The 13,186-nt window shown below is 73.2% G+C and carries 12 protein-coding genes; 4 read left to right on the top strand and 8 right to left on the bottom strand.

All coding sequences use genetic code 11. The annotated features are described in order from the left end of the window. Positions 1-83: 83 nt before the first annotated feature. The 3 genes from EDD34_RS21085 (at position 84) to EDD34_RS05650 (ending at position 2,374) form a co-directional block, all read left to right on the top strand. Positions 84-542, top strand: a complete 459-nt coding sequence (locus EDD34_RS21085) for a phage holin family protein (protein ID WP_425462372.1) — start codon at positions 84-86, stop codon at positions 540-542. Continuing rightward, on the top strand, positions 539-1,159 hold the full coding sequence (locus EDD34_RS05655; protein ID WP_123813696.1) for a DUF3618 domain-containing protein: 621 nt from the start codon (positions 539-541) through the stop codon (positions 1,157-1,159). The genes EDD34_RS21085 and EDD34_RS05655 overlap by 4 nt, the downstream gene beginning before the upstream one ends. A gap of 72 nt (positions 1,160-1,231) precedes the next feature. Continuing rightward, a complete protein-coding gene (locus EDD34_RS05650; RefSeq protein ID WP_170176979.1) occupies positions 1,232-2,374 on the top strand; it encodes a YihY/virulence factor BrkB family protein in 1,143 nt (380 codons plus the stop codon). 25 nt (positions 2,375-2,399) lie between these two features. Here the strand turns inward: EDD34_RS05650 and EDD34_RS05645 are convergent, their stop codons facing one another. Together EDD34_RS05645 and EDD34_RS05640 are read right to left on the bottom strand one after the other, a co-directional pair. Continuing rightward, entirely contained in the window at positions 2,400-4,007 is a 1,608-nt protein-coding gene (locus EDD34_RS05645; protein ID WP_123813695.1) for an NAD-dependent epimerase/dehydratase family protein, read from the bottom strand. A 61-nt stretch (positions 4,008-4,068) separates the two neighbouring features. Continuing rightward, on the bottom strand, positions 4,069-5,061 hold the full coding sequence (locus EDD34_RS05640) for an EamA family transporter (protein ID WP_246012204.1): 993 nt from the start codon (positions 5,059-5,061) through the stop codon (positions 4,069-4,071). Positions 5,062-5,100: 39 nt separating this feature from the next. Here EDD34_RS05640 and EDD34_RS05635 point away from each other — a divergent pair, with 39 nt between their 5' ends. After that, positions 5,101-5,634: a CGNR zinc finger domain-containing protein gene (locus tag EDD34_RS05635; RefSeq protein WP_123813694.1), complete on the top strand. Its 534-nt coding sequence runs from the start codon at positions 5,101-5,103 to the stop codon at positions 5,632-5,634. Positions 5,635-5,662: 28 nt separating this feature from the next. Here the strand turns inward: EDD34_RS05635 and EDD34_RS05630 are convergent, their stop codons facing one another. The 6 genes from EDD34_RS05630 to EDD34_RS05605 all read right to left on the bottom strand — a co-directional run bounded on the left by EDD34_RS05630 (position 5,663) and on the right by EDD34_RS05605 (position 13,051). Continuing rightward, positions 5,663-6,544, bottom strand: coding sequence for an alpha/beta hydrolase family protein (locus tag EDD34_RS05630; protein ID WP_123813693.1), 882 nt, complete (start codon positions 6,542-6,544; stop codon positions 5,663-5,665). A 171-nt stretch (positions 6,545-6,715) separates the two neighbouring features. After that, positions 6,716-7,324, bottom strand: coding sequence for a hypothetical protein (locus EDD34_RS05625; RefSeq protein WP_123813692.1), 609 nt, complete (start codon positions 7,322-7,324; stop codon positions 6,716-6,718). Between the two features lie 131 nt (positions 7,325-7,455). Then, positions 7,456-8,904, bottom strand: a complete 1,449-nt coding sequence (pntB, locus tag EDD34_RS05620; protein WP_123813691.1) for a Re/Si-specific NAD(P)(+) transhydrogenase subunit beta — start codon at positions 8,902-8,904, stop codon at positions 7,456-7,458. Beyond that, a complete protein-coding gene (locus EDD34_RS05615) occupies positions 8,904-10,553 on the bottom strand; it encodes a Re/Si-specific NAD(P)(+) transhydrogenase subunit alpha (RefSeq protein WP_123813690.1) in 1,650 nt (549 codons plus the stop codon). The genes pntB and EDD34_RS05615 overlap by 1 nt, the downstream gene beginning before the upstream one ends. A gap of 6 nt (positions 10,554-10,559) precedes the next feature. Beyond that, positions 10,560-12,029: a cytochrome P450 gene (locus EDD34_RS05610; RefSeq protein ID WP_123813689.1), complete on the bottom strand. Its 1,470-nt coding sequence runs from the start codon at positions 12,027-12,029 to the stop codon at positions 10,560-10,562. After that, positions 12,026-13,051, bottom strand: coding sequence for a diacylglycerol/lipid kinase family protein (locus EDD34_RS05605; protein ID WP_123813688.1), 1,026 nt, complete (start codon positions 13,049-13,051; stop codon positions 12,026-12,028). The genes EDD34_RS05610 and EDD34_RS05605 overlap by 4 nt, the downstream gene beginning before the upstream one ends. Between the last annotated feature and the right edge of the window lie 135 nt (positions 13,052-13,186).

The following is a 13,186-nucleotide window of genomic DNA, read 5'->3' as shown; positions in this document are numbered from 1 at the left end:
GCGCTCGGCCGGGGGCGCCCCGCCACTGGGCGGAAGACGCGGGACCGGCCGCGGACGGCGTCACCTCCCGGGCAGACACGACGCTGCCACGCACCGGCGTCGACGCGACGTCGGCGGACCCGCCTTCCGCGCCCCCCGCCGGCGCGTCGGCCGGAGGCGACGACCGGAGCCTGGGCGAACTCATCGGCGAGATCAGTCGCGACCTGTCCACGCTCGTCCGGCAGGAGGCCGAGCTCGCGAAGGCGGAGATCAGGCAGTCGGCCAAGCGCGCCGGGAAGGGTGCCGGGATGTTCGGCGGTGCCGGCGTCGCGGGTCATCTGGTCCTGCTGTTCCTGTCGTTGGCTCTGTGGTGGTGGCTCGGGTCGCTCGTCGGCGGCGGCTGGTCCGCCGTGATCGTCGCGGCCGTCTGGGCGATCGTTGCCGCAGCGCTCGCGATGCGCGGGCGCAGCGAGTTGCGCGCCGTCGAGGGAATGCCGCAGACGGCCGACTCGGTCAAGAAGATCCCGCAGGCACTCGGAGGACACGAGGAGAAGAACTCATGAGCACCAACGATCCCGAGGTGATCCGGGAGGACATCGAGCGCACGCGCAGCGAGTTGAGCCACGATGTCGACGCCCTCGGTGACCGGGTGAACCCGAGCCACATGGCGCGTCGCCGGGTGGATCGGATGAAGTCCGGTGTGACGCACCTGAAGGAGCGTGTCATGGGCACCACCCACGACACGGACGCGGCCCAGGACACCGGCCACGAGTGGGCGGACAAGAGCCGTGAGGCGGCGGAGTCGGCCGCGGGCCACGTGCGCGACACGGTGTCGTCCGTCGCCGAGAGCGTCGGTTCGTCGCCGCGCGCGGTGCGCGAGCAGACGGAGGGCAACCCGCTGGCGGTGGGCCTGGTGGCCTTCGGGCTGGGTCTCGTCGGCGCCTCGCTCCTGCCCTCGAGCCGCGTGGAGCGGCGTGCCGCCGTCGCGCTGGAGGAGCACGCAGGGCCGATCAAGGACGTCAAGGCCGGCGCCGCCGAGGCCGTGGACGATCTGCGGGAACCGGCGCGCGAGGGCGTCGACGCCGTCCGGGACACCGCGAGCGACGCGGCACGATCACTCGGTGAACATGGTCGCGAGGCCGCCGACGACGTCCGCTCGCGGGCGACGGGCAGCGACTGACGCCAGCAGGGCCCGTCGGCCGCCGACGGGTGGGCCGAGAGCGGCCGTCCCGCCGAACTCCGTGGAGCCGACATGACCGACGACGCACACCAGCATGCGGGAAACTCGCCCGGGCCTCCCCGAGCCGCCGACCGACCGTCCGGCGACCGTCCGCCAAGCTCCTCGCAGCCGCGCCACGACCCCGCCGGGACGACACCGGGGGGTCCTGCTCCGGCGCGCAAGCCCGCCTCACCGCCGGACCTGCGCCGCCGCACCTGGACGTACGCGCTGCGTGCCACGATGCGGCAGTTCTCCCGCGACCAGTGCCTCGACCTCGCCGCGGGCCTCACCTACTACGCCGTGCTCGCGGTGGCTCCCGCCGTCCTCGCACTGGTCTCCGTGCTCGGGCTGGTGAGCGACGGCGAGCGAGCCGTCCAGCGGGTGATCGACACGCTGGGCGGCGTGGTGCCCTCGGACGTGCTCTCGGTGGCGCAGCCGCTCGTCGAGAACGCCGCCGACGGCGGTGGACGGGCCGGTATCGCCCTCGTCGCCGGTATCGCCCTCGCGCTGTGGTCCGCGTCGGTGTATGTCAGTGCCTTCGGGCGCGCGATGAACCGGATCTACGGGATCGACGAGGGCCGGCCGTTCTGGAAGCTGCGCCCCGTACTCCTGCTGGTCACACTCGTCACCGTGCTGATGGCGGCGACCATCGTGGTGGCGCTGGCGCTGAGCGGTCCCGTGGCGCGGGCGGTGGGCGACGCCGTGGGACTCGGGGCGACCGCCGTGACGGTGTGGGACATCGTGAAATGGCCCGTGGTGCTGGCGCTCGTGATCGTGCTGGTCGCGATCCTCTACTACGTGACGCCGAACGTGCGTCAGCCCAGGATGCGCTGGATCAGCGTGGGGGCGTTCGTCGCGATCCTGCTCTGGATGCTCGCGTCCGTCGCGTTCGGCTTCTACGTCGCGACGTTCTCGAACTACGACGCCACCTACGGATCGCTGGCCGGGATCATCGTGTTCCTGCTGTGGCTGTGGATCACCAACCTCGCGCTGCTGCTCGGCGCGGAGCTCGACGCGGAGCTGGAACGCGGCAGGCAGCTCCAGGGCGGTATCGCCGCGGAGGAGTCGCTGCGGCTTCCGGCCAAGGACGTGCGCGCGAGCGAGAAGCGCGAGGCGAAACACCGCCGGGCGGTCGATCGCGGACGTGAGCTGCGAGAGTCGGCCCCGCGCGAGTGAATGCCCGGCCGGCCGGCGTTCGGGATCAGACCTCGTCGAACGTCCCGAGCGCCCGGCCGGTCCGGAACGCGCGCTCTCGCGCGTACTCGTGGAACCGATCGAGCATCTCGGTCTGCCTGCGCGCCAGGTCCACGAGCTCGTCGAGCTGCTCGGGATCCAGGCCCATCTCGTCGGCCTGCCGGCGCAGTGTCTGCCAGCCACCGATCTTGGCCGCCACGGCGGCGCGCATGAACTCGGCGTCGAACACCGCCGACATCGGCGAGCGCCGCACGACCCTGCCGTTCAGCTTGAGCCGCCCTGCCTTCTCGCCGAGCCACGCGGCCATCTGCCGGTGCGGATGCCGGGCAACACCGAGGCGGTCCAGCAGGTCCCGGTAGAGCTCGCGCTCGCCGCGCAGCTGCTCGGTGGCCTCGGCCAGCTCGGCGTGGAAGGGCGTGTCCCGGTAGCTGCGAGTCATGTACTCCATGCGCTCCAGACCCGCCGTCGCGCCCGTGAAGTGGTCGGAGAGGTAGAGGCCGAGCAGGTGGCGGTCCAGGGAGTCCGGGATCCGGACCTTCCCGCGGTGGCGCAGCGGCACGACCGAGGAGCCCGCGGGCCGCGCCGTCGCGGGATGGAGGGTGGCGGACCGTAGTCCTTGCCCGATGGCCATCCCCCCGAGCAGTTCCTCGACCGCCTCCGCGGCGGTCCGGCGGGGCGCCCAGCCGAGTTCGGACCGGATCCGGGTGCAGTCCAGCAGCGGCACGGTCATCGCCATGTCGAGCCAGCCGGGGTCCGTGCGGGTCAGGTGGCCGTCGTAGGCGGCGGCGAGCGCGCCGCGGGCGACGGCGGGCGGCACCTCGACAAGCCGGCCGTGGCCGATGATCCGGGCGAGGTCCCGGCCGGACAGGACGTCGTCGGCCGCGACGTTGAAGGCGCCGCGCGCCCCCTCGACGACCACCCGGCGGTACGCGTCCGCGGCGTCGTCGGCGTGGACCGCCTGCGCCCGGATCCCGGCAGGCAGGGGGACCACGGGCGGGCGGCCGTACCGCAGGAGCTGGACCGGCACGAGCGGTCCCAGGAAGTAGCGCGCCACGGACTGTGCCGCGCCGCCCTGGAAGGTCAGCGCCGGTCGCAGCCGGGCCACGGTGAGGTCGGGGTGCGCCGCCTCGATCTCGTCGAGCACCCGCTCCTGCGCGGCCTTGTCCACGCTGTAGTACGACGTCGGGATGCCGCCGGTGGGCCAGTCCTCGCGCTGTGGCACGTTGGTGCCCACCGGCGAGTACGCCGCGACCGACGAGGCCGCGACCAGGTGCTGCACCCCCGCGCGGGCCACCGCCTCGGCCACCCGGCGCGTGCCCTCCACGTTCGTGCGGCGCAGCAGGTTCCGCTCCCGGCGGGGCTGGACGAGCCAGGCGAGGTGCACGACCGCGTCCGCCCCGCGGAAAGCCTCCGCGAGCTCCGCGATCACCGCCTCGTCGGAGTTCTCGGCCCCGATGTCGACCGGTGCCCACTCGGCGTGCCGGTACGGCGCGGCGTCCCGGTCCGGCAGCCGACGGGCCATGCCCAGCACGGACGTGACCCGCGGCTCGCGGTGGAGGGCGCTCAGCAGCGCGGTCCCGACATTCCCGGTGGCTCCGACCACGACGACGCGCATGGCCCCACCGTTTCATCCCTCCCTGCCGCTCGCACCCGGCGGCGCCTTGTCGTGCGAGCCCTCAGGCGGGCAGGCCCCGTTCCCCCGCGCGCACCGTGATGATGCCGGCGAGGATCAGCACCCCGCCCGCGAGCTGCACCGGGGCCGGCGCCTGGCCCAGCAGGAGCCAGGCGGCCAGCACCGCGAACATCACCTCGGTGAGGCCGACGAACGACGCCAGCCGGGCGCCGAGCCGGCGGCTCGCCGCGATGCCCGCCGTGTAGGCGACGGCCGCCGTGACGACGCCCAGGCCGAGCACCGGGATCCACCAGGGGATGGTGAAGCCCTGGAAGCGCACGGGCTCGGCCGCCACGTGCAGCGGCACGATCCCGACGAGACCCGCGACCAGCAGCGACACACCGCCCGCCAGGAGACCGCCGGACGCCAGCGCGACGGGTGGCAGCCCCGTGGGCCGCGCCGACATCACGAAGTAGCCGGCCGCTCCCACCATGGCCCCGAGCGCCCAGAGCACCCCGGGCACGCTGATGCCGCCGTCGCCCGCGAGGTCCAGCACCAGGACGAGCCCGCCCAGTGCCACGACCCCGCCGATGCACGTGAGCGGGCCCGGCCGCCGGCCGTGCCGCGCCCACATCCAGCCGACGACGGCGACGGGCGCGAGGAACTCGATGAGCAGTGCCACGCCGACGTCGAGGTACGACACCGCGTAGAAGAACGTGAGCTGCGTGCCCGCCACCGCGACCAGGCCGTAGACCAGGAGTGACCAGACGTTCGCGCGCAGCACGGACCACCGGCCGCGGAGCGCCAGGATCGCCGGGAGCGCGAGCACCGTGCCGCCGATGAGGACACGGGCGGTGACGGCGGCCCCCGCGGACCAGCCGGCGTCGAGCAGCCCGCGGGCGAACGGACCGGACAGGGAGAACGTCGCCGCGGCGAGGAGGGCGAAGGCGATGCCGGCCGTCGCCCGTGCACCGGGGAGCACATCGGCGGGCCCCGGGCGTACCGCCGTCGGACCGAGAGCGCTCGGATCCCCCGTGTCACGAGTCATATCCGTCATGACTCATGACAGTAGGGGCGCGCGCGGTAATGTGTCAACATGCTTTTCGAGCATGACACCGAACCGAACCTGCGAGCCGCCGTCGCCCTGGTGAACTCGGCCGAGCCGCCGCGCACGCTCGAGACGCTCGCCGACCTGGACGCGTTCTACGCGGCGCACGGCTACACCGTCCGGCACGACGGCGACGCGGCCGAGCTCGCCGCCGTCCAGGCGCTGCGCCCCCGCCTGCGCGAGCTGCTCGTCGCCGATCGCGACACGGCCGCCGAGCTGGTCAACCGCATGCTCGCGGACGTCTCGGCGGTGCCCCGCCTCGTCCGGCACGGCGACACCGACTGGCACCTCCACTCGGTGCCCGACGACGCCCCGTTCGCCGAGCACATCGCGTCGGAGTCGGCGCTGGCCGTCGCGGACCTGATCCGCTCCGACGAGATGTCCCGCCTGTCGGTCTGCGCCGACCCGACCTGCGAGGGCCTGGTCCTCGACCTCTCCCGCAACCGCTCCCGCAAGTTCTGCAGCACCCGGTGCAGCAACCGGGCCGCCGTCGCCGCCTACCGCGACCGCCTGCGCGCCTGAGCAGGGGTGGTCGACCGGCAGCCGCCCGTTACCCGCCGCCGGTGATCGCCGGGAGGACCACCCGGTCCCAGCCCGCCGCGAATCTCGGCCGGAAGAAGCCCAGGTGGCCCACCCGCTCGGCGCCCATCTCGGCGGGCGTGACCTCGCGGTGCGTCAGGTCGGCACCGGAGTACCACCGCTCCATGGCCTCGGTGGTCTGCTGCGTCACGAGCTCGTCGTCGGTCATGTGCAGGGACACGATGGGCATCTCGACCTTGGCGTACGCGCCGGCGGCGTGCGGCACCTCGCCCAGGAGGTACTCGGGGTGCATCGCCCACCGCATCCACTGCCGCATCACCCCGGCGGGCACGTTGCCCATGAACCGCACGCGCTTGCCGGGGTAGTAGCCGGTCATCCGGATCACCGCGGGCAGCGCCACCCGGAACGCGAACGGGGCCGCCCATGCCAGGCGGGAGCTGCTGATCTCGACGTGCGGGTTCCCGCCGGCCACGAAGAGCGCGCGGTCCACCACCTCGTGCTTCCCGAGGCCCAGAATCTGGCTCCCGAGGCTGTGCCCCACGTACGCCACGGGTGCGCCGTCGGCCCGCTCCGCCGCCCAGCCGACGACGTCGGCCGCGTCCCCCGCCCAGGCGAGCAGGTCGGCGTCGACGTCGCGCAGGTGCCGTCCGCCCGACGAACTGGCGAAACCGCGGTAGTCGAACGTGACGGCACGGATACCGTGCCCGGCGAGCCAGGCGCCGAAGGCCGCGTAGAACGACGCCGGCGTGGCGAACGCGGGCACGATCACCGCGACCCCACGCGGCTCGCCGTCAGGCTCGAACGTGCTGGTGGCGAGGTCGTGACCGTCCCGGGCCCGGATGGTCCGGCGAACAGGCTCACGGACAGGCTCGGCACCCATGTGTTCGGTCACGCGGCAAGGCTACCGCGAACCTAGAACGCCGAGTACCGCGTAAACCAGGTGGCCGCGCGGCAGAGCGATCCGATCCGCGACGGTGTAGCCTGTCAATTGCCGCCATCGCTGATGGAGTGGAAGTGAAGCCGGGAACCCTGATGGACGTCAGGATCCCGGCTTTCGCGTTGCCTACGGGAAATCGATCCGGACCTCCGTGAGGCTGGACTCGATCGCACTGCGCAAGGATTCGGTCCCGACGGCCGCCTGCCCGACGATGCCCGCGACGGCATCAGGCGTCCACAGCATGGGCTCGACGCACGGGTCCGCGAAGTCAACCGTCAATCGCGGAGAGATGATCCCCTTGATGCGAGCGGTGTCAATCAACAGCATGTCTCGCGTGTTGAGGGGCTTCGTCCGCCGCTCCAGCCAGACTCGACTCACTTCGAGGTCCTCAAGCTCGAACAGGAGCCGCTCCATGCAGTGGCGACGTGCACGCTCTTGCTTCCGGGAATCGAGCGGTGAACCCACCACCACGAGATGGACGAGATCATGCTCGGCGATCACCGAGGCGATCTTGGCCTGACGAGGAGCACTCTCGTGCCGCCAGTGGAGGCGATCGGCCCCACGGAGCACCAGCTCCCGAAGGCTTTCGCGGACCGGTTCGCACACGGAGGGTTCGGCGACGGCGGCCGCGAGGAAGTAGGCACCAGGCCGACCGGGCTGTGACATCCGCATCGACTCGTCCACCCAGGCGTGCAGCAAGAAGTCATCGGCGTCGGGACGATCAGTGGGCAGCACGACTACCTCAGCATTGGGATTCGGACTCAGGGGACGCGCGAAGGCGGGCCCCGACGACGAGGCCCGCCTTCTCCTGCGTGAACTCTATACCTCGCCCCGTCGTGCCGCTCGCCGGGCAGCGATATCCACGTCTACAGCGACTTGACGATCTCCTCCACGCGGTCTTTCGCGTCGCCGAACAGCATCTCGGTGTTGTCCTTGAAGAACAGCGGGTTCTGCACGCCCGCGTACCCGGTGGCCATGGATCGCTTGAAGACGACGACGTCGCGCGCGTGCCACACCTCCAGCACCGGCATGCCCGCGATCGGTGATCCCGGATCCTCCTGCGCGGCCGGGTTCACGGTGTCGTTGGCGCCGATCACGAGCACGACGTCGGTCTCGTCGAAGTCCGCGTTGATCTCGTCCATGCCCTCGACGATGTCGTACGGCACCTTCGCCTCGGCGAGCAGCACGTTCATGTGCCCCGGCAGCCGCCCGGCCACCGGGTGGATCGCGAACCGCACGCGCACTCCCCGCTCGGCCAGCTTCGCCGCGAGGTCCGCCACCGGGTACTGCGCCTTGGCCACGGCCATGCCGTACCCGGGGGCGATGATCACGGACCTCGCGCCGACGAGCTGCGCCGCCACGGCGTCCGCCGTCGTCTCGCGGTGGGTGCCCGCGGGGCCGTCCGCGGCGGCCCCGCCGGGCGCCGTGCCGAAGCCGCCGAGGATCACCGACACGAACGAGCGGTTCATCGCCCGGCACATGATGTAGCTGAGGATCGCACCCGAGGACCCGACCAGCGCGCCCGTGATGATCAGCAGGTCGTTGCCGAGCATGAACCCGGCCGCGGCCGCGGCCCAGCCGGAGTAGGAGTTCAGCATCGAGACGACGACGGGCATGTCGCCCCCGCCGATCGCGGCGACCAGGTGCCAGCCCAGCGCGAGGGCGAGCACCGTCATGAGCAGCAGCGGCACCACGGCCGCGGCACCGCCGGCGGGTCCCACCGCGATCATGTACCAGGCGAGCAGTGCCGCGCATCCCACCACCACGGCGAGGTTCAGCCAGTTGCGCGCGGGCAGCGTCACCGGCGCCGACCTCAGCCTCCCGGACAGCTTCCCGAACGCCACGAGAGACCCCGTGAACGTCACGGCCCCGATGAGCACGCCGAGATAGATCTCGATCGCGTGCACCGTGTCGCTCCCGGCGGCCCCGGCGTGACCGCCCGCCGCCCCCTCACCCAGGGGGAACGCCGTGAGGAACGACCCGTACCCCACCAGCACGGCCGCGAGTCCCACGAAGGAGTGCAGCAGCGCGATGAGCTCGGGCATCTGCGTCATCTCGACGCTGCGCGCCCGCCAGGTGCCGACGGTCGCACCCACCACCAGCACGAACAGGATGAGCGCCGCCGTGACGCCGACCGGCCGCTCGGAACGCACCAGCGCGAGCGCGACGGTCGCGCCGAGCGCCAGCACCATCCCGGCCATGCCGAGGTTCACGCCCCGCCTCGCGGTCTCCTGCCGGGACAGGCCCGCCAGGGACAGGATGAACAGCACCGCCGCCACCACGGAGGCACCCTGGACCAGTCCGGTCGTCGTCATCACACGCTCCCCTCGGTCGTACCCGCCACCCCGGTCGCGCCGGTGGACCTCGCCGCCCCGGCCGCGCCGTTCGATCCCGTCGCGCCGGCGCCGACGGCCCCGCCGCCGTCGTCCGCCTTGCGGAACATGCGCAGCATGCGGCGGGTCACGAGGAACCCGCCGAACACGTTGATGCTCGCCACGGCCGCCGCGATCGTCGCGAGCACCGTCACGAGCAGCGACGACGACCCGATCTGCAGCAGCGCGCCGACCAGGATGATGCCCGAGACGGCGTTCGTCTGGCTCATCAGCGGCGTGTGCAGCGCGTGGGTCACGGACCGGATCACGTAGAACCCGACGACGATCGCGAGCGCCAGCACCGTGATGTGCCCGACGGTCTCGGCCGGAGAGGCCGCGACGGCGAGCCCGCCGAGCACCGCGGCCGCGACGGCGAGCGCTCCGTCGAGCCAGGCGGGCCGGGGTCGGGCCGGGGCCTTCCCCGTGGCGCCCGGGGCGGTGTCGGTGGGCGGCGTCGCCGGGGCCGCCGGTGCGGCGCTGACCTGCACGGCGGGCGGAGGCCAGAGCACCTCGCCGCCGCGGGCGACGGTGATGCCACGCTGCACGACGTCGTCGAGGTCGAGCCGGGCCTCGCCGTCCTTGGCGGGCGTGAGCAGGGTGAGCAGGTTCGCGACCGCCGTGCCGTACAGCTCCGAGGTGTGGCGCGGCATGCGGGCGGGCAGGTCGGTGTACCCGAGCACGACGACGCCGTTGCCGCTCAGGACCCGCTCGCCGGGGACGGTGAGCTCGCAGTTGCCGCCGCCGGGTGCCGCGAGGTCGACGACGACGGAGCCGGGGCGCATGGCCGCGACGGCCTCGGCGGTGAGCGTGGTCGGTGCGGTGCCGCGCACGAGTGCGGTGGTGATGACGATGTCCGCCGCGGCGGCCTCGCGCGTGTACAGGCGCAGGGCGGCGGCGAGCTGCTCCTCGGTGAGGGGCGCGGCGTACCCGTCGGCGCTGATCTGCTGCTGCGCCTCGGGCTCGGAGACGAACTCGGCGCCCATGGACTCGATCTGCTCGGCCACCTCGGGGCGCACGTCGAACGCGCGCACGCGCGCGCCGAGCGCGGTGGCGGCCCCGAGGGCCGCGAGCCCGGCGACGCCGGCGCCGATCACGAAGACGGTGGCGGGCCGGGTGCTGCCGGCGGCGGTGACCTGGCCGCCGAACATGCCGGAGTACTCGGCGGCGGCCTCCACGACGGCGCGGTAGCCGGCGACGTTGGACAGGACGGAGAGCACGTCGAGGGACTGCGCCCGGGAGATGCGGGGCACGGCGTCGAGGGCCAGCGCCGTGATCCCGCGTTCCGCCAGCGCCCGGACACGTTCGGGATGCGCGGCGGGCGCGAGCCGGGCCACGAGGGTGGAGCCGGGCCGCATCCGCTCGGTGACGTCGTCGGGCACCACGGTGGCGACCACCACGTCGGACTCCCACGCGACGGCGGGGTCGGACACGACGAGCGCACCGGCGTCGCGGTAGTCGTCGTCGGGCAGCCCGGCGGCGGCTCCGGCGCCCTCGGTGACGACGACGTCGTAGCCGAGGGCGCACAGCCGCCCGACGGCCGACGGCGTCGCCGCAACCAGGGGGCCCGCGTCGTCGGGGATACCGATCTGCATCTGTGCCTACCTTTCGTCCGCGTGGTCGGTCCGGCCCTCTTCGTCGGTCCGGCGGGGAACGGGGAACGTGACCGGCAGTCGGGCCGGGTACCGGAGCCAGGGCGACGGCACCCACTCGAGGCCGGCGGGGTCGCCGTCGAACGACACGTGCAGGCGCCGCACCAGCGTCTCGGCCGCGATCCGCGCGATGACGCGCGCGAGCCGGGGCGCCGGGCAGGCGTGCGGCCCGCCGCCGAAGGAGAGGTGGGCGCGGTTGCCGATCTCCTCCCACTCGTCGTCGGGGAGGATCGCCGGGTCGTGGTTCGCCGCGTGCACGGACATCACCACGGCGTCGCCCTTCTCGACGAGCTTGTCGTCGAGGAGCACGTCCCGCGTGGCGTAGCGCGGCACCATGTTCGGGTTGGGGGTCGAGCGCCACAGGACCTCGTCGAGGGCGTCGTCGATGTTCAGCCGGCCGCCGCGCAGGCGGTTCGAGAAGCGTTCGTCCGTCAGCACCAGGGTGAGGGTCTGCGCCACCCACGACAGCAGGGACGTGCTCGCGATCGACGTGAGGGCGATGAGGGTCTGCGCACGTTCGAGGTCGTCCTGGAACGCCGGGTGGCGTGACAGCACGCCCGCGATGTCGTCGGTGGTGCGCTGCCGGCTGCGGGCGATGTGCGTGCGGACGATCCCGCCGAGCTCCTTGCGCAGTTCGCGCGCGTCCGGGCCGGTCTCGAAGATCGCCTGGATGATCTCCTGCACGCGCTGGGCGTCCTCGGGGTCGTACCCGGCCAGCTCGGACATGACGAGGAAGGGCACGGCGGCGGCGTACTCGGCGACGAGGTCGGCCCGGCCGCGCCACTCGAACCGCTGGATCAGCATCGTGCACAGGCGCCGCACGACCACGGCGGTGCGGATCTCGTCGACCTGCTCCAGGGCGTCGTCGATCGGGGCGCGCAGGCGCATGTGCTCGGCGCCGTCCTGATGGATCGCGGTGTGCTGCGGGGCACGGGAGATCAGGGGGCGCAGCCCGGAGTGCGGGCCCAGCAGCCCGTCGTCGTGCCCGCCCCAGATGGACGGGTCCTTGACGAACGTGCGGTCGTCGCGCATGACGGCGACCACCTCGGCGTGCCCGAGCACCAGCCAGGCCGGGACGCCCGGTTCCAGGTCGACGGGTGCCACGGCCCCCCACTGCTTCCTCAGCCGGGAGTACACCCGGTCGGGATCGTCGGCCGCCGTGGTCTCGGAGAGCAGGGGCCGGTCGGTGACGTCGCCGAGCCGCACGTGGCGTTCCGGAGCGGGCCGGGGAACGCTTCGCGGGACGTACCCCGCCCCCGGTGCGGCGCCGGCACCGGCCCCGCGGCCGATCCCGCTCCGCTCGCCGGCGCCGCTCACCTCGCCCGCGCCGCTCACGGCACCGGGTCCGCCCAGGTCCCCGGCTCGCATCAGGCGTCCGGGGAGACGTTCGGCTCCGGTCATGCGCCCGAGTTCGGTCATGGTCGTCCTCCGTCCCTCGGCAGGCACAGCATCAGGTTCCGGTGCTGGGCGGTCACGGTCACGGGCAGCGGCCCCACCGGCTCGCCGTCGGCGTACATGACCAGGTCGCCGTCGGCCTCGACGCGCACGGAGGCGGCGCGCAACGCGCGGACACCAGGGCGGCTCAGGTGCTCACCGCGCTTGATCGGCCGGTCCAGACCGATGAGACGGAGGCGGCCCACCGCCTCGACGAGCGTGATGTCCAGGAGACCGTCGCGCGCGTCGGCCTCGGGAAGGATCGGGCGTCCGCCGCCGTAGTAGCGCGTGTTGCCGATCGCGAGCAGATGGCCGGGAACCTCGGTGGGCTCGTCGGTCCGTCGTCGAGCGGTCGGCCGGTCGGCCGTGCGTTCGGTCGCCCGGGGAGCCGACTTCTCGACCTCGGAACGACCGCTCGTCAAGGGACCGACAGCACGCGCCGGCGGATCGAGGACGAGCCGGTAGGAGAAGGTGCGCAGCCCGAGCAGCTCGCGGTAGGTGCCGAGGGTGTACCGGGCGGCGCCCCGCGGACGGCGCATCCGGTTGATGCGCTCGTTGGCCCGCGAGTCGAACCCGGCGCAGGCGATCGTCGCGAAGGACGTGACGGTGCCGTCGTCACCGGTGATCGTGCCGGTGTCGACGAGCCGGCGGTCGCCGTCGAGCACGACGTCGGCCGCGTCCCGCGGGCCCGGCGGGATGCCGTGCATCCGCGCGAGGTCGTTCCCCGTTCCCCCGCCGACGACGGCGAGCGGCACGCCGGTGCCGGTCAGGTACGGGAGCACGGCGGCGATCGTGCCGTCGCCACCCGCGACCGCCAGCACGTCAGGACCGGCCGCGACCGCCTCCTTCGCGAGGCGGGGCGTGTCGTCGGGTGCCGTGCCCTGGTAGGTGCGGACCGTGGCGCCGCGCTCGACGAGCCGGCGCAGCACCGCACCGGCATGCTCGGCACCCGCGCCACGCCGCGACGCGGGATTGACGAGCACCGCGATGTGCCCGCTGTCGTCCATGCCGCTCCCTTCCGGGTGGATCCGCGTGGACCTGGTCTTTCGATGCCCCGCACAAGGGCACTCGTGGATGTTAGCGGACCCCCGACCACAATCCGGTCGCCCCCAAGTCACGATCCGGACAGGATCGTGCGCGGA

It is taken from the genome of Myceligenerans xiligouense (assembly GCF_003814695.1).
Taxonomy (GTDB): Bacteria; Actinomycetota; Actinomycetes; order Actinomycetales; family Cellulomonadaceae; genus Myceligenerans; species Myceligenerans xiligouense.
This window is presented reverse-complemented; position numbering and strand designations above follow the sequence as displayed.